General features: G+C 51.2%; 18 protein-coding genes. 8 read left to right on the top strand and 10 right to left on the bottom strand.

Annotated elements, in window-relative coordinates:
- Window positions 1–48 precede the first annotated feature (48 nt).
- Together EL645_RS03940 and EL645_RS03935 are read right to left on the bottom strand one after the other, a co-directional pair.
- Window positions 49–429 carry a tetratricopeptide repeat protein gene (locus EL645_RS03940; protein WP_126548816.1) on the bottom strand — a complete coding sequence of 127 codons (381 nt, stop codon included), beginning with the start codon at window positions 427–429 and terminating at the stop codon, window positions 49–51.
- A gap of 12 nt (window positions 430–441) precedes the next feature.
- Window positions 442–1,083 (bottom strand): nucleotidyltransferase family protein, encoded by a 642-nt coding sequence (locus EL645_RS03935; protein ID WP_126548815.1) that lies wholly within the window; start codon window positions 1,081–1,083, stop codon window positions 442–444.
- 252 nt (window positions 1,084–1,335) lie between these two features.
- Here EL645_RS03935 and larE point away from each other — a divergent pair, with 252 nt between their 5' ends.
- The 3 genes from larE (at window position 1,336) to EL645_RS03920 (ending at window position 5,056) form a co-directional block, all read left to right on the top strand.
- A complete protein-coding gene (gene larE, locus EL645_RS03930) occupies window positions 1,336–2,217 on the top strand; it encodes an ATP-dependent sacrificial sulfur transferase LarE (RefSeq protein ID WP_126548814.1) in 882 nt (293 codons plus the stop codon).
- A gap of 159 nt (window positions 2,218–2,376) precedes the next feature.
- Complete coding sequence (gene nifS, locus EL645_RS03925; protein WP_126548813.1) at window positions 2,377–3,528, top strand: cysteine desulfurase NifS; 1,152 nt, start codon at window positions 2,377–2,379, stop codon at window positions 3,526–3,528.
- 355 nt (window positions 3,529–3,883) lie between these two features.
- Window positions 3,884–5,056 (top strand): aminotransferase class I/II-fold pyridoxal phosphate-dependent enzyme, encoded by a 1,173-nt coding sequence (locus tag EL645_RS03920; protein WP_126548812.1) that lies wholly within the window; start codon window positions 3,884–3,886, stop codon window positions 5,054–5,056.
- An 83-nt stretch (window positions 5,057–5,139) separates the two neighbouring features.
- Here EL645_RS03920 and EL645_RS03915 read toward each other — a convergent pair whose 3' ends face one another.
- Window positions 5,140–5,775 (bottom strand): mycothiol-dependent nitroreductase Rv2466c family protein, encoded by a 636-nt coding sequence (locus tag EL645_RS03915; RefSeq protein WP_126548811.1) that lies wholly within the window; start codon window positions 5,773–5,775, stop codon window positions 5,140–5,142.
- A 593-nt stretch (window positions 5,776–6,368) separates the two neighbouring features.
- Here EL645_RS03915 and EL645_RS03910 point away from each other — a divergent pair.
- Complete coding sequence (locus tag EL645_RS03910) at window positions 6,369–7,022, top strand: ThuA domain-containing protein (RefSeq protein ID WP_246035272.1); 654 nt, start codon at window positions 6,369–6,371, stop codon at window positions 7,020–7,022.
- Between the two features lie 53 nt (window positions 7,023–7,075).
- On the opposite strand, the gene EL645_RS03905 is transcribed toward EL645_RS03910, so the two are convergent.
- Both EL645_RS03905 and EL645_RS39040 read right to left on the bottom strand, forming a co-directional pair.
- Window positions 7,076–9,955 carry a ribonucleotide reductase barrel domain-containing protein gene (locus EL645_RS03905; protein ID WP_174845291.1) on the bottom strand — a complete coding sequence of 960 codons (2,880 nt, stop codon included), beginning with the start codon at window positions 9,953–9,955 and terminating at the stop codon, window positions 7,076–7,078.
- Between the two features lie 5 nt (window positions 9,956–9,960).
- Window positions 9,961–11,808, bottom strand: a complete 1,848-nt coding sequence (locus EL645_RS39040) for a ribonucleotide reductase N-terminal alpha domain-containing protein (protein WP_161977089.1) — start codon at window positions 11,806–11,808, stop codon at window positions 9,961–9,963.
- Between the two features lie 296 nt (window positions 11,809–12,104).
- Here EL645_RS39040 and EL645_RS03895 point away from each other — a divergent pair, with 296 nt between their 5' ends.
- The 4 genes from EL645_RS03895 to EL645_RS03885 all read left to right on the top strand — a co-directional run bounded on the left by EL645_RS03895 (window position 12,105) and on the right by EL645_RS03885 (window position 16,180).
- On the top strand, window positions 12,105–13,343 hold the full coding sequence (locus tag EL645_RS03895) for a competence/damage-inducible protein A (RefSeq protein ID WP_161977088.1): 1,239 nt from the start codon (window positions 12,105–12,107) through the stop codon (window positions 13,341–13,343).
- A 176-nt stretch (window positions 13,344–13,519) separates the two neighbouring features.
- A complete protein-coding gene (locus EL645_RS43890; RefSeq protein ID WP_218031717.1) occupies window positions 13,520–14,320 on the top strand; it encodes an Nramp family divalent metal transporter in 801 nt (266 codons plus the stop codon).
- Window positions 14,215–14,853, top strand: coding sequence for an NRAMP family divalent metal transporter (locus EL645_RS43885; protein WP_281276260.1), 639 nt, complete (start codon window positions 14,215–14,217; stop codon window positions 14,851–14,853). Before EL645_RS43890 ends, EL645_RS43885 begins: the two co-directional genes overlap by 106 nt.
- 223 nt (window positions 14,854–15,076) lie before the next feature.
- Entirely contained in the window at window positions 15,077–16,180 is a 1,104-nt protein-coding gene (locus EL645_RS03885) for a site-2 protease family protein (RefSeq protein WP_126548807.1), read from the top strand.
- Between the two features lie 64 nt (window positions 16,181–16,244).
- On the opposite strand, the gene EL645_RS03880 is transcribed toward EL645_RS03885, so the two are convergent.
- From EL645_RS03880 to corA, 5 genes are all read right to left on the bottom strand, one after another.
- Window positions 16,245–17,147: an NAD(P)-dependent oxidoreductase gene (locus tag EL645_RS03880; protein ID WP_126548806.1), complete on the bottom strand. Its 903-nt coding sequence runs from the start codon at window positions 17,145–17,147 to the stop codon at window positions 16,245–16,247.
- A gap of 93 nt (window positions 17,148–17,240) precedes the next feature.
- Complete coding sequence (locus EL645_RS40625) at window positions 17,241–17,441, bottom strand: biotin/lipoyl-containing protein (protein WP_126548805.1); 201 nt, start codon at window positions 17,439–17,441, stop codon at window positions 17,241–17,243.
- Window positions 17,396–19,282, bottom strand: a complete 1,887-nt coding sequence (locus EL645_RS03870; RefSeq protein ID WP_126548804.1) for an acetyl-CoA carboxylase biotin carboxylase subunit — start codon at window positions 19,280–19,282, stop codon at window positions 17,396–17,398. Before EL645_RS03870 ends, EL645_RS40625 begins: the two co-directional genes overlap by 46 nt.
- A 9-nt stretch (window positions 19,283–19,291) precedes the next feature.
- Complete coding sequence (locus tag EL645_RS03865) at window positions 19,292–20,086, bottom strand: enoyl-CoA hydratase/isomerase family protein (RefSeq protein ID WP_126548803.1); 795 nt, start codon at window positions 20,084–20,086, stop codon at window positions 19,292–19,294.
- 24 nt (window positions 20,087–20,110) lie between these two features.
- Window positions 20,111–21,097 (bottom strand): magnesium/cobalt transporter CorA, encoded by a 987-nt coding sequence (corA, locus tag EL645_RS03860; protein WP_126548802.1) that lies wholly within the window; start codon window positions 21,095–21,097, stop codon window positions 20,111–20,113.
- Between the last annotated feature and the right edge of the window lie 126 nt (window positions 21,098–21,223).

Genomic DNA, 21,223 nt, shown 5'->3' with positions numbered 1-21,223 from the left:
ATGCGCTATGCTCAAACTCAGGTGAGCTGGCCTGCTGCAAGATAGTGCTTAGAGCGCCTCTAGGCGTTTTTTGCGATGTTTAGCCTCACGATAATCTGGTTCGATCTCCAGCGCCTTATTGACGGCGACCAGTGCGGCCTCTTTATGTCCCAGTATGCCTTCGACCCAGGCCTTGCCATCCCAGGCAGCCACATAGTCAGCATTCAGTTGCAGTGCCTGGTCAAAATCCGCCAGGGCTTCTTCGTAGTGGGCTAGCATTGCCTGGCAGGTTCCCCGTGCATACCATGCCTCCGCATTAGCAGGGTCCAGTCTGACTGATCTCTGGGCCGCTGTTAGCGCCTCTGCGTAGCGGATAGAATTGGAAAGTTGCTGGCTATAATCGAGCCAGAATAAAGCTTGTTTTCTCTGTGCATCTGATGTTTCTTCCATCGGTATGTCCCTTCAGGTTGTTTGCTGGTCTTGCCAGGCTGTGAGCGCTGTTTGATAGGCTTCCCAGGTATCAACGTCATGTTGTGCAAGCGCATCGCTTAGTTCAATGTTCTCCACCTCATCCTGGTGGTGCTTGATTACGCTGCGGCCACCTTCATCACCACTAACTGTAAGTAATTCTGCAAATAAACTGGCATCGAACAGCACTGGATTACCTCGCTTCCCATGATAACATGGAGCAATGATGCGTTTCCCGGTCTGTTCTTTTGTCGCCAACAATTTGTCTATTAATTGGGTACTGACAAACGGTTGATCTCCCAGCATTATTAACGCACCAGTGCAGGCAGGATATTGTGCCAGTGCCAGAATGCCTGTGCGCAGGGAAGTGCTCATACCAGCCTGATAATCGGGATTTTCCTGGATATTTAATTTGTTATGGTTCGTATAACTATTGAGAGCAGCAACAACCTGTGAAGATTGGTGTCCAAGTACAGTGATAACCGGCGAGGCTTGGGATTGCAGCGCGGCTTCTACCACATGGGTAAGTACGGGTTGTCCACCCAGTGGTAGCAGTAGTTTATGATAGCCATGGGCCATGCGACTTGAACTGCCGGCCGCCAGAATTAGCGCGGCGATAGAATTCAGGTTTGACATTATGTACTCTTCCTTTTAAGCCTTGGATGGTATGATTTGACTTATGCTATCGATTGTACTCTTATATTTTATATATTCTACGAGCCACGGCTGGAATTAAGAAGATTGTAGATAATGATATAATAACGGCTAGTCACTTCAGCGAAGTTGCTGATGGCTGTTTACCGCAAGTTGTGTGCCTGAAACCGGCCCCCTCTGGACTGCGGTTGCGCATAGCGCTGACCGTAGACCGCACACGTTCAGGAGTTTTAGATGTTAAATACCCCTCATATACATGATGAAAACAGTGTAGCGTTGGATGCTGAGACGCAAGAAAAATACGAGCATCTACAAGCCATTTTGCGCGAGATGGGTTCGGTGCTGATCGCTTATTCGGGTGGTGTAGATAGTGCGCTCCTGCTTAAAGTCGCCCATGATGTCCTGGGTGATCGTGCTATGGGCGCCATCGCATCCTCTCCCGCCTATGCTTCTGAGGAGACTGAGGAAGCTATCGCGGTTGCGCGCCAGTTGCAATTACCTTTAATTACGTTAGAAACCCATGAATTGGAAGATGAGCGCTACGTCAAAAACGATGTCAATCGCTGCTATTTTTGTAAGACGGAGCTCTTCACCAATCTGGAACCGCTGGCGAAAGAACATCATTTAGAGCATATTGCCTATGGTGTTAACAAGGATGACGATGGTGATTTTCGTCCGGGACAGCGGGCCGCGCGTGAGTTTAAGGTGCGAGGACCACTCAAAGAAGTTGGCATGGGCAAGAAAGAGATTCGGGCCATTGCTCGTCTACTTGGAATGCCAGTCTGGGACAAGCCTGCCATGGCTTGTTTCTCTTCGCGTATCCCCTATGGCAGCAAAGTAGATGTTGCTTCTTTGCAGATGGTGTATAAAGCGGAAAAGTTCTTGCACGAACTGGGTTTCCGGCAGTTACGGGTTCGCCATCATGATAAAATTGCACGTATCGAGGTGGAGCGCTCAGAAATTCCACGCCTGGTTGAAGATGAAATGAGCCGTAAAGTTACCGATGGACTTCGTAAAATTGGCTACACCTATGTAACGATGGACCTGCTTGGCTATCGCACCGGTAGTATGAATGAAGCATTTTTTAAGAAGAAAAAGAAACAGTCAGAGGCATAAAAAGATGGGCGCGGCAGGATAGGTGTGACGGACTCGACGTGCATGAGCGCCTACAGCGCCCGCTTCCTGAGCCCTGTGGTATAATTTATATGCTATTAAAAGTAAGCAGAAACGTGTAAAACACATCATCTAGCAACTGGATAACAGGAAAAAGACACCATGTCAGAGCGCACAATCTATCTCGATCACGCGGCTACCACCGCCTTAGATCCGCGGGTACTCGATGCGATGTTGCCCTACTTCACAACCGAATATGGCAATGCCAGTAGCATCTATACAATTGGACGTCATGCGATGCAGGCAATTGATCATTCACGTGAACAGGTGGCTGAGATTTTACATGCCCGCCCCTCAGAAATCGCCTTTGTGGGTTGTGGAACGGAAAGTGATAACCTGGCCATCAAAGGCATGGCATTTGCCGCACAAAAAAAGGGTAATCATATTATTACTACCCCGATCGAGCATCATGCTGTCCTGCATACCTGCCAGTATCTAGAACGTTTTGGTTTTTCTACTACCTATCTGCCTGTGGACGAGTATGGCATGGTCAACCCTGATGATGTGGCACGTTCGATTACAGATCAGACGATCCTTGTCTCCGTGATGTATGCGAACAATGAAGTCGGCACCATCGAGCCCATTGCAGAGATCGGACGCATCTGCCGGGCCCGCAAGATCCCATTCCATGTTGACGCCGTCCAGGCTGGAGGGGCATTGCCAATCGATGTGTTAGAGCTCAAGGCGGATATGTTATCGCTCTCTGCCCATAAGTTTTATGGCCCCAAGGGTCTGGGTATCTTATATGTGCGCCAGGGTATGCGCATCCTGCCGCAGCTACAGGGTGGTTCTCAGGAACGTGGTCGTCGGGCTGGTACTGAGAATGTAGCGAGTATCGTTGGGGCTGCGACCGCGCTTGAGCTGGCTTATGCGGAACTTTCCCAGACCACTCCACGTGTTCAGGCATTGCGAGACCGCTTAATCGAGGGCGTATTGCAAATTCCTCGTAGCCGACTCACCGGTCATCCCACCGAACGACTCCCTAATAGTGCCAGCTTTGCTTTTGAAGGTGTTGAGGGCGAGTCTATCCTCTTAAACCTGGATCTGCTGGGTGTGGCGGCCTCAACCGGCTCTGCCTGCACATCCGGGTCCGTTGACCCCTCCCACGTCCTGGTCGCTATGGGTTTCCCACCCGAGTGGTCCCATGGTAGCCTGCGCCTGACCCTTGGCAAGCGCAATACCGAAGACGAAATCGAGACCGTTCTGACAGCTCTTCCTGGTATTATAGAGAGATTGCGTGGCCTGGGCATCTAAATAAGTCGTATTGTAAGAAGCAAGAGTTTTCGCTGTTGTGTCAGAATGTGCTCTCTTAAAATCTCATCCTTTGTGGAGTGTGTTTGGTGGGCGGCCGCAGCCGCCCACCAAACACACTCCACTCTCCCAACCCGGCGCCGCAGGCGCCAAAGAAGAACCTTAAAAAGCCTTGCAACGGCAGAGAAAATTATTGTTTCATCCACAGAGTTATGTTACCATGAAGAGGGGAGTGTTGAGGGTAGTGGTAGGTGAGCATGTATATAGTCTACTATCATAAATTCTCCTACCAGGATTTGTATGGTTGTTGATTGGATGTTTCAACGCTCTTTACTCGAAAGAAGGGGTAGTATATACTATGGATACTCTCAAGCGGGAAGTTTTATCTCAACGTGTACGGCAGGTAAAACCTTCCGGCATCCGTAAATTTTTTGATATCATCAATACGATGCCCGATGTGATTTCGTTAGGTGTAGGAGAGCCAGATTTTGTGACGCCCGAGCATATTCGCCAGGCTGGCATCGAGTCTATCAAACAGGGGCGCACACGCTATACCTCGAATTCTGGTACCGTTGAATTACGTGAAGAGATTGCCAGCCTGTTTCAGAGTCGCTATGGTTTGACGTACGACCCTATTTCACAGATTCTTGTTACTGTCGGCGTCAGCGAAGGTGTTGACCTGGCCATGCGTACCATTATCGACCCCGGCGATGAAGTTATCTCACCTGATCCTGGTTACGTTGCCTATGAGGCAGATATCATTTTTGCTGGTGGCGTGCCCGTACCTGTGCCGACCTATGCACAATATAATTTTGGCGTACGCGCCGCCGAGATCGCTGCCGCGATTACTCCTCGTACCAAGATGATCCTGCTGGGTAATCCCAATAATCCTACGGGTGCTGTCATACCACGTGAAGAATTGGAAGCGATTGCAAAACTGGCGGTCGAGCACGATCTGATTGTGGTTAGTGATGAGGTTTATAGTCGTCTGGTGTATGGAAGCGAGCATGTCAGTATTGCGACCCTGCCGCAAATGCAAGAGCGCACCATTATCCTGGATGGTTTTTCCAAAGCTTACGCGATGACTGGCTGGCGTGTGGGCTATGTGCTGGCGCCGGTCCATATCCTGGGCGCGATGCTCAAAGTACACCAGTATGCGATCATGTGTGCCGGTACGGCGGCGCAGGAAGCGGCTTTACAGGCCCTGCGCCATGGTGAAGCCGATGTAGAGCGTATGCATGCCGATTATGCGCGTCGTGGCCGTATGTTTGTCGAAGGTTTGAATCGTATTGGCCTGCCCACCTGTGAGCCACGTGGTGCCTTCTATGCCTTCCCCTATATCGGTAACACAGGCATGAGCGACGAGGAGTTCGCGGAAAAACTGCTCTTTGAAGAAGAGGTTGCCGTCGTTCCTGGTAGCTCATTTGGAGCAGCTGGCAAGAATTATGTACGCGCAGCATACTGTACGGCCTATGAGCAACTGGAAGAGGCTCTGGTCCGCATTGAGCGTTTTGTTAACAAGCATGCCTAGCAGTTGTGACCAGCAGGACAAATACTAACATAATTGTGGAGATAGCAACAAGCTCGCTATCTCCACAATTGTATCGTTGTCATTTAAGCTGATACTGGTCCAAATGGAGGCGCACCAGCACGGTCACGTTTCAGTTCATAGATGTTGTCATTGTGGAGCAGCCACACAAAATGATCCCATAGCTCGCCCGCATCCTGGCCCTTTGGCACACTATGGATGACCGGACCGTAGTAGCCCACATTCGAGTCCTCAAGCGCAATGGTAGGTACCCCAAAGGCATGATAGCGCTTAACAGCCTCTTCATGATCATTGATGACATCCTGGATGGTCGAAGCATCGGCCAGGGCCTTCTCAACGAAATCCGCTCCCAGCCCTGCAGCCTGGGCGGCCGCCTCAACGATCTGGCGGGACCGAATATCCTCTTTGCGCCCGTGGGCAGCGTTGCCAAGCTCGATATACAGTTTCTCTATGCTTTCATTGCCGTGTAAGCGGCGCGCTAATGCCAGTGTGCGCAGCGCTGTCCAGCCATTGCCATTGACATAATCGGGTTGTACATCTGGTTTCCGATTGACAATTTCCAGGCTGAAGAGGCGCCAGGTGATGTGAATTGGGCGTATCTGACGTGTTTCCCGTGCCCATAGCGCGGTACGCCAGGCTAATGGACACAATGGATCAAAGTGGAAGTTGATATTTGTTACACTTGCCTCTCTTGTACTCATCAGAGAAAACCTTCTTTCATTTATTTTTGTTGTCGTATTTGCTTTACTTCATAAAGTGAAGTGAGCTTTTATAGCATACGTTCGTGGCATGAATTATGTCAAGAAATGTTGGTTGGTATCTCTATCGACCTTTCCTGGGAGGTCAGTGGCGCTACCGATTTGCAAGCAAATGCTGCTTGTCCACAGGGCTTTTCATGTTCGTCTAGAGAGCGTAGGAAGATCACGAGCAAGCGATACGATATACCTTCTTTCAGGTGTGGAGAGTGTGGTGAGTGGCCGCGCCACCCACCACACTCTCCACACTCTCAATTCGGCGCCGCAGGCGCCAAAAAGGGAAAGTAAACAGCCCTGGATTATCCATTGGTGCGATGAGCGAAAATAATTGGGCATGGTAGACTATGGAGAGGAATGTGTTGTTTGGCTAAACATTTCAGGAGGGGCGCATGCCTAGGAAATTGTTGTTCGTAACCTGCGTTGGGGCGTGTGTGCTGGTGGTAGGCGTGTTTGTTTTCTTTGGGAATCGCCGTCTTTCGTCTGAAAGCAATCGGTCAGCACAACATACAGTGTCGTCAAGAAGCAATGGAGGCTCTACAATGCTATTGATTTTTTCGAGGACCACTGGATATCGTCATGCGTCGATTGAGAATGGCATTGCTGCTATTCGGCAACTTGGTGTCGAGCATCATGTTGAAGTGCAGGCATCTGAGGATTCAGCCGTCTTTACGGATGAAAATCTGGCCCGCTACCAGGCTGTTATCTTTCTGAGTACAACAGGCAATATTCTCGATGACGCCCAGAAAGCGGCCTTCGAGCGCTATATTCATGCTGGTGGTGGCTATGTAGGAATACACTCTGCCAGTGATACGGAGTACAGTTGGGCCTGGTATGGGCAACTGGTGGGAGCTTACTTCAAGAGCCATCCGAAGATTGCGCAGGCGACAGTGCATGTGGAAGATGCCCATACGAGTTCAACGTCGATGTTGCCTGCGCAGTGGGTGCGTACGGATGAATGGTATAACTTCCGCCAGAATCCACGTGCTCATGTGCACGTATTGTTGACGCTGGATGAATCGACCTATCAGGGAGGCGAGATGGGACAGGATCATCCCATTGCCTGGTATCATGATTTCGATGGTGGTCGTTCCTGGTATACCGGGATGGGCCATACCCCTGAAAGTTTCTCTGAGCCACTATTTCTGGCCCACCTGTGGGGGGGGATCAGTTATGCCGCAGGCTTGAAGCAATAACAAAAAAGGTGTGGACGCGTCAGCGCCCACACCTTTTTTATTGTTTTGTTATCTTAGCACTCGCTATGGCCGCAGCTATAGCATTTGCGGCAGCCTTCCTCATAGACCATGGTATTGCAACCGCACTCAGGACACAGGTTGCCAGTGACCTTGAGCTGGCTCAGGTTCACTTCAGGGGCGTGTCCATTGACTGGTGCCAGAGGGGCTACGGCGGCGCTGGCTTTGACCTCTGTATGGTTCTCAGCGGCGTCGATCGCTTCCTGCAGGGTATCCAGATGCAGTTCCAGGGCGCGGGCAACCGCGTCTGGCAACGAGCGTACCTGTTGAGCACCAAAGCCAACCGAGCGGCTACCACCGATACCACGCAACTGATTGGTGATTTCCTGGGCACGATCAGTCTGTGATAACGGGCTGAGCAACTGTAGATTGATTGAGATCAAGCGACCCAGAGCCTCGGAGAGAGCGGCAATATCGCTACCAGCCTTACCTACGTTGACAAAGACCTCGAAGGGTCCCTGATCATCGCTGTTGATGGTGATATTGATTTTACCCTCTGGCGCATTGACCTGGCGGGTATAGCCCTGGACAACCGCTGGACGCTGTTTGATGCCCTGGTGGATCGATGTCACAGGCTCAAACATAGGCGTCTGTGCTGCCTCAGGCACTGCTGGCTGCTTGGCTTTCTGCTCATCCTCAACGCGCGTCAATACGGCGTCACGCGAACCATCGCGATAGTAAGTTACACCTTTACAGCCCATCTCATAGGCCAGGCGATAGAGTGTCTGAACCTGCTCAACCGTATGGTTATTGGGTGCATTCACCGTCTTACTGATGCTGGAGTCGGTGTAGCGCTGGATCATCCCCTGGACGCGTACATGCTCTTCAGGAGTGAGATCTTTTGAAGAGACAAAGTAGGCCGGGGTTGGCTCATTGGGATGGTTCTCGCGCCACTCCTGCAGCAATGGATGGTACAGGATATGCTCACCGGTACGGTCGCGGCGGATCATCGCAAAGTCGTAGACCGGCTCGATGCCAGAGCTGACGCCAGCCAGCAGGCTGGTGGTACCAGTAGGTGCCTGGGTCAGGATAACAGCGTTACGAATACCCTGTTTGCGAATCTTCTCCTGCAGGTTTTTCGGCAAGCGCTTGATGAACTTACCTTGCAGATATTTGTCGCGATCAAATTTGGGGAAGGCCCCTTTTTCGGCGGCATTATCGCTTGAGGCCTCATACGAAGCATTGCGAATGGTGGTGTAGATGCGCTCGATGATCGGTAGCGACTCTTCACTGCCGTAAGCCACGCCCATCTTCAGCAGGGCATCGGCCAGTCCCATTGTACCCAGACCGGTCCGGCGCGTTCCCAGTTGTGCCTCGGCGTTTTCCTTGATGAAGTACTCGGTGGAATCTACCACATTGTCCAGGAAGCGCATCGAAGTCTTGCTGATTTTTGCCAGGCGCTCATAATCCATCTTCCCATCTGTAACGAAGGCCGACAGATTGATCGCACCCAGGTTACAAACTCCCCATGGCGGCAGACCCTGTTCGCCGCAATTGTGGACGACGAGGCCATTGGCTATGAATAAATGATCCTGTTGTGGTTCTGTGAGATCGTATACTGTCTCTTCACCATCTTCGACCAGGCTTTCAAAGGTGGCTACAAAATTCTCTTTGTATGGACCACGCTGGTAAGCGGCGATCAGCGTTTCAAGCTTCGTCTGCTTTTCTTGTGTCAGGAAACCAATCTGGTGGGCGAAGGCCGCAAAGCTCCCTTTTGAAATGACCAGGTCGTGATAGCTCTGGCAATAACCACCTTTTCCATCTGGTAGATTTCTCTCGCCAGCTTCTCGACGCTCTGTGTAGATGCGGGAGTAAATGCCAAAGTTGAGCAGCAGTTGTTGAACGCCTTCCAACAGATTTTGATTAACAGAGGTCAGTCGTACGGACACCCCTTTTTCAAGGCTACCCTGGACGGATCCATCAGCTGTAAAGAGCGCTGCCAAAAAGCCTTTCTGCATCTCATGAGAGCCACGGAAGACCGATGGTGGTACCTGTAATTTATTGACCAGAAGCTCGGGATCGACCATGCGTAAGAGCCGTACTGACTCAACATGCGTCTCTTCGCGTTCCGCGATCTGCAATGTGCCTACTTTATACTGGCGCTGACCCTCCGGACTACTTACCAGGCGATTAACAGCTTCGGCAAAACGTGGTGCAATGGACTGTTCACTGCCAAAGAAAGAGAGTACTGCGCTGCCTTCACGCTTGGTGTTGATATAGCCATCACCAACCAGCCAGCCCAGTACATGTCCCAGATCTAGACTGCCCGTAGTGCCAAAGTGGCCCTCACCGTTGAGCAACTTGATCTTATCACCCGCAATTAGCTCGCCAGCCTCTTTCCAGCCATTTACCGTTAAGACCTTATGATCTTTGGTCAGGCGAATGGTATATCCCTCGCTTGTTTGCAAGCGATACACAGGCTTCACGCCAGTTGGGAAAACGTGGCTGGCCTGGCGCAGGGCTACGCCGTCCTCGTTGGTTGAGACCACCGTGATGGGAGCGCCGATTTCGGCTAATTCACTGGCGGGGAAAAGACCTTTATCGGTATAGATCAGCGTATCACCAGTAACACAGGGATTTACGCAGCGGATGTTCTCGTAGTACCAGGTGTTGGACTCTTTGTTGTAGCGATCCATAAACACCAGGCCGGGTTCAGCAGATTCCCAGGCGGAAGTACAGATGAGATCCCAGAGCCCACGGGCGCGAATGGTCTTTTTGACTTCGCCCTGCCATATCAGGTCCCAGTCAGCATCATCTTTCACGGCCTGCATAAAGGCGTCAGAGATACACACCGACAGGTTGGCGTGCTCGATTTTGCCCGCCGTACGCTTCACGGTGATAAACTCTTCGATATCAGGATGGGTATCGTCGAGCATAAGCATTAATGCTCCCGACGAGAGTTAGAGGTATAGAGTCCACCACCTGCCAGCAGATGGACCTCGTCTACCTCAAAATCGTAGACCTCGGAAGGACCCAGTGGCGTGATCGAGACAATAGCATCGGGCAGGGTACCCAGCAATGCATCCAGGCGCTCAACCATTTCGACGCCGCCAGCGGCCTGAACGCGCTCGCGCACGCGTGTGAGGGCATAATGTGAAACACGCTCTTTGGTTGAATCGAAAAGCCCTTGATAGTAGCGACCAGGGATTGCCAGTTGCTTCCAGGCTTCCATGGGATAGCTAACGCGGTGGCTACGATAGCCAATGCGTTGCTGATCTTTAAAGCTCTTCGCAAATGTGCTGAATCTGGCTTTAAATTGTGCTCCCGTAACGATCAGGCGATAGATAGTTTGCCAGCCCTGGGCACTGCGATCCTGGGTGTGGATATGTGACACGATGCCATTAGCCAGGAGCAGCAACTGCATGTCTTTCAGCATGTCCAGGCTGATGCTATCGATGCCATAGCCACCCTTATGTCCACGATCGCAGCCATCGGCTTCGAAGTAGCCAGCGATAAATGATCCCACTACACTGGAAGGCGAGCGGAAAATCACCTCAGGGACACGTACTGCATTAGCTTTCTGCTTCAGTATGCCATTCTCTTTCAACCACTCGATCAGGACACGTGAGTAGACCCTGATAACTGTACAGGCACCATCGCCCGGGCTCACTACAGGCTCAAGCGCAAAGAGATCTCTAATTGTGCTAATCAGGCGCTCTTGCGCTTCTGGCTGGTTGTTGGCGACCACAAGAGAGAGACCCTTATCATCGGCCCAGGTGACTTTTTTGCCACGGATGACATAGCCATCGCCGTAAACATAGCCCAGGAAGTAAGCCAGTTCTGGCGTCATATGGGTTGGCAATGTGACCTTTTCATTCAGGGTCGTGCTCATTTTAGAGCGTACATACTCACTGGTATTTAATGGTAGCAGGGGCATCTCATTGTGTGTACCTTCACCAACCAGGAGCAGTATTTCGTCGCCCTCTTCAAGTTCGCGCAGGGGGATCGTTACCACCTCGCCATTGCGCAGGACACCCATTTTGTGATCCATGGTTACGCGCACACGATAGCCGCGACTGGTTTCGACCTCATACAGGTCTTTGATGCCATTACGGAAAACAGAGGTAAACGGGCGAAAGCCCTTATGTGTCTGTGCTTGAATCGCTTCACTACGATCCAGGCGATCAGCAAGTTCTGCCGCAGGGATAAGTCCACGGTCGGTAGCGATACGTTCGGCGGGACCGAAACAACCGCCTTGCTGGATGACGTCGCCGGTGGCAACGGAATAGAGTTGGGCCCAGGAACATGGGCCTGAGGCGGTGCCGTTGACCGTCTTGATGTATGAGCCACGTGGACGCAGGGTTGAGAGGTTGATACCTACGCCACCGCCACGGGCCATGATTTCGGTCATGACTTTGAGGTTGTCGAGAATTCCCTGGCGACTATCTTCAGGGCTAGGTATCACGAAACAATTATAGTATGTCACCTGGTGTCCGGTACCAACTCCGGCGAGAATACGACCGCCGGGTACAAACTGAAAATTGGTCAGGGCTTCATAGAAAAGTTTTTCCCACTCAGCACGTTTCTCGTCGGTTTGTTCAACTGCTGCAATACCGCGTGCCACACGCTGCCAGAGTTGCTCTGGATAAAACTCCAGGGCATTGCCATCTGGATCTTTCAGGGAATAGCGATCCATAAATACTTTCTGGCGAATTCCTTCCAGTTGGGTCGTTGTGGGGCTACCTGTATCACCACTATTTTCGACTGAGCGGGCTTCTTGCTCTAGCATCCTGAACTACTCCTCTTTTAGTTTCTTCTTTTTTATTGTATGGAGTGAAAAAGCATTCATTGCCAATCATTGGCATGGATTTTTTGTGTTTTTTGTCTACCGCACTCAGTATACTCGCAAATGTGGCCAAAAACAAGCCTTCAGACACAACATATTGATTGACTGGTTGTGTATAGCACAATATGTTGATACACGACACAGTATGATATTATAAGACTACCTGTAACAGTTAGCAAGATCTAGCAGTTTGGGTACTATCGAAAAAGGCTATGATTGCCTCAAAAGCAGGAGGATGCATGCGTGCAGAGATTTTATCATGTGGTACTGAATTGCTGTTAGGCCACATTACTGATACCAATGCTACCTATCTGGCTCAGAGCCTGGCAGCACAGGGTATTGATCTCTATAATGTTTCACAGGTTGGTGATAATCAGGGACGGGTGGTTGATTTATTGCGCCAGGCATGGCAACGTTCTGACCTTATTATTATGACGGGTGGTTTGGGACCGACTGAAGATGATCTGACTCGCGAGTCGATCGGAGAACTTCTGGGAGAAAAAATGACGTTGGATCCCGAGCTGCAAGCGCAACTACGCGCTCGCTTTAGCCATTCAGGTCCGATGCCCGAACGAAATTTAAAGCAGGCTACCCTGATACCTTCGGCCCAGAGCATTCCCAATCCGGTTGGAACGGCGCCAGGCTGGTGGGTTGAGAAGGATGGCCATATTCTGGTGGCGATGCCCGGGGTGCCGCGCGAAATGTATCGCATGTGGGAAGAAGAAGTTGTACCCAGGCTGGCAAAATATACCGGTGGCTTAATCTTTACGCGCCTTTTGCGTGTGTATGGGTTGGGCGAATCTGCTACTGAAGAGCTATTAACCCCTCTGTTGCGTTCCACCAATCCAACTATTGCCACCTATGCCAAAATAGACGCGGTAGATGTGCGCATCACTGCCAAGGCTGAACGGACCGAAGATGCGTTACAGCTGGTTGCGGAGATGGAAGAGAAGGCGCGTGCCCTCCTGGGTGACCACGTCTTTGGCATTGAAGGCGATACCCTGGCCAGCGTAATTGGTAAGGCATTACAGGCCCGCCAGCAAACGCTGGGTGTAATGGAATCCCTGACCGGCGGCATGCTTGCCAGCACGATTACCGATTTCCACAGCAGTTCCAAGCACTTTATTGGTGGCATCGTCACCTATAGTACCGACCTCAAAGTACAGATGGGGGTGCCACAGGAGATCGTGGACCGCTATGGAGTGATCAGCGAGGAGACCGCCCGTGCGATGGCCCATGCGGTGCGCGAGCGTTTAGGCACAGACTTCGGCATCGGGGTAACCGGCGTGGCTGGACCTGATAAGCAAGAAGATAAACCTGTGGGTACCGTGCATATTGCCATAGAAGGACCTGAGGGGACCGTGACGGGTATGGGACCGGGTTGGCGCGGTGGTAGGGCGGACAATAAACGTCACGCCGTTCTGACGTCTCTCAATTTGCTTCGACGCTATTTAGAAGGGACGATTGTTCCCCAATAAAGTATCTTTTTCAGGGTGCACATCCGTATCCTCCTCAGAGGAAGGCCTGATTATACTCAGGTTTTTACTTGTCACCTCAAGTTGAGGATGATATGATCAGGCCAGGAAATAACACGGACGAAAGGGTGGGTAGGTGGGCATCGACCATATATGCCACCACCCAGTGTGTGCACCCTATGGATACAACACGCCAGAAAGCACAAAAACCTCAGAAGGACCGCGCCGAGCGTAGAACTCGTCGGCGGTCTCGTTTTCGTCTCAGCCGTTCATCCCCGGTTTTAAAACTATTTGCGATCCTTGGCCCTGGACTGATTGCCGCTAATGCTGGTAATGATGCTGGTGGTATCGCGACTTTTTCTACCTCAGGGGCAACTTACCAATACAATTTGCTCTGGGCATTGGTGGTAGCGGGTTTCTGCCTGGCTATTGTGCAAGAGATGTGCGCTCGTATGGGTGTTGTCACCGGCAAAGGCCTGGCTGACCTTATTCGTGAGGAATTTGGTGTACGCTGGACAGTGGTGGCGATGCTGGCCTTACTGGTAGCCAATACAGGGGTGACTATCTCTGAATTTCTAGGTATTGCTGCCAGTGTACAGGTTTTTGCGAACAACGTGCATACTCCCTGGGTTTATGTCGTTGTTCCAGCATGTGGTATCGCCGTGTGGTGGTTAGTCATCAAAGGGTCCTATCGCCGCGTGGAGAAGATCTTTTTATTTATGTCACTGGGCTTCCTGGCTTATATACCGGCAGCCTTTGCTTCACATCCAAACTGGGGTGCCGTAGGTCATAGTATAATATTGCCCACCTTACTGCTAGTAATGCTTATATACTGGCTGCCGTGGCCCTGGTTGGCACAACGATTAGCCCATATATGCAATTCTTTGTGCAGTCCTCAGTGGCAGATAAAGGCATTCCCGCCAGTGAATATACCTATGAAAAACTGGATGTCTATAGTGGAACTATCTTCGCGGTCTTGATTGCTGGATTTGTCGTTATCACTACTGGTGCCGCCCTCTACCCCAATCATCCTGTCGAGACGCCTCTGGATGCTGCAATGGCATTGGATAAACTGGCGGGTGGTTTCTCTTCAATTCTGTTCGGCATAGGCCTCTTTGGGGCTTCTCTCCTGGCGGCAGCGGTCCTGCCTTTATCTACCGCATACGGCATTTGTGAAGCCTTTGGTTTTGAGCGTGGCGTTTCGCGCAGTTTCAGCGAAGCCCCGGTATTTCAGAGCATCTTTACCGGCCTGATTATCCTCAGTGTCTTGATTACCTTGATCCCTGGCCTCCCTATTATCCAGGTATTGGTTATTCTGCAGAGTCTGAACGCGGCCATGGTACCCATTTTGCTGATCTTTATTATTCTGCTGGTCAACAATCGCCGTCTGATGGGACGACATGTCAATGGCCTTGTCTTCAATATCATTTCCTGGGGTACCGTGATCCTGGTCACGATCCTGGTTGCCATGCTCCTCGTTACCACCATCTTCCCGGGTATTATGGGTAGTTAAAAGTGACAGCGAGGGCAAATCTGCCCTCGCTGTACCGTCTTTTCTTTTTACTTCTAGAAAATGGATCATACGAGTAGATTTCCAGGGGAAATGAGCAATAATTCTGGATATACGGGTATCACGGTGATAGTTTGGAATAGGGCAGACAATTTCACTGTTTATACTTATATGGTAAACTTATGCACAACACCATTTTTTATATACCCAGAAATGAGGCATAATTGTGTATAACAGCAATCCCGAGGATTATTCTACATATCGTGATAACAATGGGAGTGCTCAAGAAATAGATTATGCTCACCCGGAGTACTACCATGCTCCCTCTGAGCAGCCAACATCCTTTTCTGCTCAGCCTGACCCATGGCGTGATCCATATGCGGGCTCGCCGCCAGATCCTTATGCTGAAAACTATCCAAATTATCAACAGCAGACTTACAATCCTTATACAGAACAGCCATCGTATCAGCCTCACTATGGGGAGCCAGTGCCGGAATATCGTGGTCCACAGAGCATAGAGCACTATGCTGCCCAGCAGGAGCAGGCCGGCACGGCCCAGAGTGGCGCCCGTAAGAAAGGGGCTGCGGGCCTGGGTGGATTGTTAGTGGCGCTGGGTGGCTTATTGCTAAAATTTGGCTGGCTGCTCAAGTTTGGCTTATTCGGCTTTTCTGCGCTGGCCTCTGTTTTTGTCTATTCGCTGTTGTTTGGCTGGCCCTTTGCTATCGGCCTGGTAGTAATGCTCTTCATTCATGAAATGGGGCATGCCCTGGTCATGCGGTTGAAGGGAATCCCGATGGGTGGCATGATTTTTGTGCCGCTGTTTGGGGCCGCTGTGACGATGCGACGCATGCCGCAAAACGCCAAAGATGAAGCCGAGGTTGGTATCGCTGGCCCGATCGCCGGTGCACTGGCTGCCAGTTTCTGTCTATTAATGGTCCAACAGCATTTCGGCGCGATCTGGGGATCCCTGGCCTACTTTGGTTTCTTTATAAACCTGTTTAATCTTATTCCTATCGTGCCCTTTGATGGTGGGCGCGTCCTGGCCGCCATCGATCGCCGCATCTGGATCATTGGCTTTATCCTCTTGCTGGGGTATCAGATCTGGCAGTGGCTGAGTGGAAATTTCTATCCCTGGCTCATGCTCTTTGTCGTTATGGCCGCGATGCAGTTGTGGACGCGTGGTGTTAGTTCACAAAACGCGCAGACAAAAGCGTACTATGACGTTCCACTTAGCTCCCGTATTCTGATGGGCTTCTTATACTTTGGGCTGGTAATAGTCCTCTTCCTGGGCATGACCATATCTCATGGTATGTTGCCAGTTGCCCAGTAATAACCAGACGATAAAAAATCGCCTCCCATTCGGAAGGCGATTTTTTATCGTCTGGTTATAGTAATTATTTGGTGCGCACCTCGACACCTGCTTTTTCCTCAAGGACTTGCAGCAGCGAGGTATAGTCGTCTTTACCGTGACCGGCGGCCTGGGTCTGCTCATAGAGCTGGCGGGCCAGGGCGGTCATTTCCGCGGATGTCTGGTTTTCAGCGGCCAGATCGAGGGCCAGTCCCAGGTCTTTATGCAGCAGGTCGGTCATAAAGCCGGGCTTGAAGCTACCATTGAAGGCGCGTAAAGGAAACTGGTTGGCGAGCTGCCAGCTAGCGCCGGTACTGATGCCAATGATTTTCGCCATGGTAGCGACGTCGGCTCCGGCTTTAACACCCAGCACCAGCGCTTCGGCCGTAGCGGCTGCGATAGTGCCGACGAGCATATTATTGATCAGTTTGACAACTTCACCCGAACCGCTGGGACCTACATGGATAATATTCTCTTTTTTGCCCATCGCTTCTAACACGGGCAGTGCTCTCTCAAAGCTTTCTTTTTCTCCTCCAACCATAATTGAGAGGGTCCCGTTGACTGCTCCCTGTGAGCCTCCGCTGACGGGGGCATCCAGGAAATGGACACCTTTGGCCGCAGCTTTCTCAGATAGGGCGCGGGTGACGGATGGCGCGATCGTACTCATATCTACAATAATTAAGCCTCTGCGCGCCCCTTCTAAAATACCACCGGGGCCCGCAACCACCTCTTCAACCTGCGGGGAGTTTGGAACCATCGTGATCACGATCTCAGAGGCCATCGCCACCGCTCGTGGTGATGGCGCTTGCTTAGCACCCGCTTGTAGGACTTCCTGGACCTCTGCTTTCTCGGGATGACGCGCATAGATGGCGACATCATGACCTGCTTTGAGCAGATTAAGTGCCATGGGACGTCCCATAACTCCGATACCGATAAAACCTACCTGCATATCTATCTGTCCTTTCGCGCTATAGGATGATCGATTGAGATCGATGCTGCTCCCGGACGCAGGCCTGGATGATAGACAAGCCGGTTTTACTGTTCAGCTTTCTTCTTCCATCTCGACAATGACGGCCCCGCCCTGCACCACAGCACCTTCTGTATAGTGGATACGTTGGATCTTGCCCGCATAGGGTGCGGTAATAGCATGTTCCATTTTCATGGCGCCAAGGATAACTAATACCTGGTGCGCTTCTACTATATCACCATCCTGGGCCTGAACTTTGACAATGGTACCAGCCATAGGGCGGTCAGGCTTTTTTGCTTGTGTTGTCCACTTGTTCCATGGGCGGCGCTATCAACCTCCACTGGCTGTCGCCTGTGCAGTTTATAGCTTTGTCCTGCCAGGGCAATCTGTATTGCTGTGTTGCCAGCCTGTACTACGACTGCTTGCTGACCATCCTGGGAGCGCAAGACAAGATGCTGGTCGTTGCCACGGATGCTTGTCACATCCTGTGCTGCTGCCTGGTCAATACTGATGCGCCAGTTATCCTGACCTGAAGCGAGTGGTTGGATTGCTACCTGGTATTCTTGCTCTCCATAGATATAGGTGAGCGTTCGTTGACCACCTGCGATACGCCACGGACCCAGCTTTTGCCATGGATTGTGTTGCTGATAGGTATTGCTGGTAGGCGTGGTGGGTGGGAATGGCTGCTCTGCTACCTCATGTTGCAGATCGGTGATCGCTGCTGCCATAAGAATTGTAGCAGGGAGTTGAGGTTGCTCATCGCCATTCTCTTTTGTGAGCAGGCCATGGAGTTCCAGGAAACTGGTTGTGGTCTCGCCGCGATAGAAAGCTGGCTGGATGCTGATGCGATGCAAGAGTGAAATATTCGTGGTAACGCCAAAGATGGCACATTGTTCTAAGGCCGACTGCAAGCGAGCAATAGCCGCTGAACGATCTTCGCCATAAACAATCAGCTTGGCGAGCATCGGATCATAATACTGAGTCACCTCATCGCCCGGCGCAATCCCACTATCGAGCCGGATGCCTGGTCCCTGGGGTTTGATAAAGGACGTGATCGTCCCGGTCGAAGGTAAGAACTGTTGTTGTGGATCTTCAGCATACAGGCGTGCCTCGATGGCATGCCCACGAGGTGTGATGTCTGCCTGGGTTAAAGTCAGGGCTTCGCCAGCCGCGACGAGGATCTGTTGCCGCACCAGGTCCAGGCCGGTCACCAGTTCTGTGACTGGATGTTCCACCTGCAGCCGGGTGTTCATTTCTAGAAAATAGAAATGTGAGTCGGTGTCAAGCATAAATTCCAGCGTACCTGCATTGACATAATGGGCAGCCTGCGCGATGCGAATTGCCACGTGCCCCATTTCCGAGCGCAAGGTTGGTGAGAGCGCCACCGACGGGCTCTCCTCAATGATCTTTTGATGGCGGCGCTGGATAGAGCATTCGCGCTCACCCAGGTGAATAACGTTACCGTGCGTATCGGCCAGAATCTGGATCTCAATGTGGCGTGGTTGTTGTAGATAGCGTTCAAGAAAGACGGTCCCATCGCCAAAGGCAGCCTGGGCCTCGCGCCTGGCGCCTGCCAGTTGCTCTGGAAACTCCTCGGCCTGTCGTACGACGCGCATTCCTTTGCCTCCTCCACCTGCTGATGCTTTGATAAGCAGGGGAAAACCAATGCGCAGGGCTTCTTGTAGGAGCACCTGTGTGTCCTGGCTCTCTCCACTATATCCAGGCACCGTGGGAGCATCGACCTGTCGGGCCAGTTGTTTGGCGGCAATCTTTGAGCCCATCAAGCGCATCGCGCTGGCCGAAGGGCCGATAAAGATGATACCCGCCTGTTCGCAGGCCTCAGCAAAGTCCGCATTTTCGGACAGGAAGCCGTAGCCAGGATGGATCGCTTCCGCGCCACTGCGCCTGGCCACCTCCAGGATGGCCGTCACATTCAGATAGCTCTGGCTGGCTGATGCAGGTCCAATCAAATAAGCCTCATCGGCGTACAGTACATGTTGGGCGCCTTGATCTGCCTCAGAATAGACCGCAACGCTGCGGATGCCCATCTCACGGCAGGTCGCCATGATCCGAACAGCAATCTCACCTCGATTGGCAATTAGAATTTTCTTGAACATAGTTCCTCATCAACCTAACCAATGGGGAGGCCGTTTTTCCAGGAAGGCTTGCAATCCCTCCTGCCCCTCTGGACCGACGCGCAGATGAGCAATTGTTTCAGCCGTATAGCGGCGGGCATTTTCTGTGTTCATCTGGCTGACCTGTAGGGCGAGGGCTTTGCAAGCACGAATGGCCTGAGGGCCTCCACTGATCAATTCATTTACAGCACGCGAGACGGCATCGTCCAGGTGCTCAGCAGGCACGACAGAGTGTACCAGCCCGATTTCATGGGCGCGGGTCGCGCTAAAACGCTCACCGGTGACAAACAGGACGCGGGCCATGTTTTCACCGATTTTTCGCAAGACATAAGGCGAAATAACGGCGGGTGCAATGCCAAGTTTTACTTCACTGAAAGCCAGGCGGGCACCTTCAGTCGCAATGACAATATCGCAGACAGCGAGCAGTCCCACTCCACCTCCCAGTGCATCACCATTGACACGCGCGATGACTGGACAGGGAAAGGTATTGATCGCATGCAGCATATCTGAGAGTCGCAACGCATCCTCGATATTTTGCTCTGCCGTGTAAGCTATCGCTTCACGCATCATATTGATATCGGCCCCGGCACAAAAAGCCTTGCCCTCACCGGTCAGGATCACTGCATGCAATTGTTCATCAATGCTCAGCTCGGTAAAGACCGCTGTTAGCTCCTGGATTAACTGTGCATTGAGTGCATTGCGTACCTGGGAGCGCTGCAAGGTGACCACAGCGATCTTATTCCCAGAGCGATAATCAACCTTCAATTGTTGATACTTCTCGGCCATTCCCTCTCCTTCTTAAATTGAAGTTTAAATCCATTTACGATAACGGAAATACCAGATCTGCCCTACTGTTACCAGTGCCATAAACAGTAATACAAACCAGAAGTTGAAACCCTTATCAGCCTCAACCTGCGGCGAGTGTCCAAAATTTTGTCCAAAGACACCTGTTACAAAGGTGATTGGTAAGAAGATGGTTGAGATCAATGCCAGCTGTTTCATGATCTCATTTTGACGATTGGCCACGGTCGTTAAATACACATCCAATAGGCCACTCATCAGATCACGATATGAATCGAGTACCTCAAAGGTACGTATCAAGTGATCATGGACATCAGCAAAGTAGGGTTCAACCTCTGTCGGAATCGTATCTCCCGTGCGTGTGATCAATGAGTTTGAAACCTCGACCTGAGGGCTGATGACGCGGCGCATTTGTGCCAGGACCCGTTTCATACTAAAGATACGCTTCTGCGTCTCATTGTTACTCTGCTCAACGGTGGCATTTTCTAACTCATCAACCAGGTCATCAATATCGTCTAGTACTGGAAAATAGCTATCGACCAGCGTATCCAGGATCTCGTGAAGCAGGTAGGGGATCCCTTGTCCTATTACGCAATCCTCTGATTGATCTGCACTGATAGTCTGGTGTAGCTCTTCCAGCCAGGCTAGCCGAGTAGGATGGACCGTGATCAGAAAATTTTTACTAAAAACGATATCAAGTTTCGGTGTGCCGGCCTCTATATTCTCGCTATCAAATTCTAATCCATGGACGACCAGGTAAAAGTAATTATGCTGACTGAGTAATTTAGCGCGCTCTTTCTCTTCCTGGATTTTTTCAATTGTTAATGGTTGCAAATGAAATTCTTCTGTCAGTAAGTCTGTATATTTTTCTAGATGATTGTCAGATTGAATATCGAGCCAGCTAATAGCCTGAGGATCTTGTAGCGCATCATGCAGTTGCTCACGTGAGCAATCGACCAGCAACGATCCCTGCTTCCAGACAATAATTTGTTGCATAACCTCTGCTGTACCCCTCGTGACAAGATTTTTCTACTTAAAGAAGAGCATGTCTATCTCAGGTCAAGAAATGACTACTCCTGCCCTCAACTGATACACGGAACAGAAGAGATATTCTGATACCTG

It is taken from the genome of Dictyobacter kobayashii, from assembly GCF_003967555.1.
GTDB lineage: Bacteria > Chloroflexota > Ktedonobacteria > Ktedonobacterales > Ktedonobacteraceae > Dictyobacter > Dictyobacter kobayashii.
The sequence above is the reverse complement of the archived record's forward strand: the minus strand, read 5'-3'. Positions and strand labels throughout refer to the sequence as shown.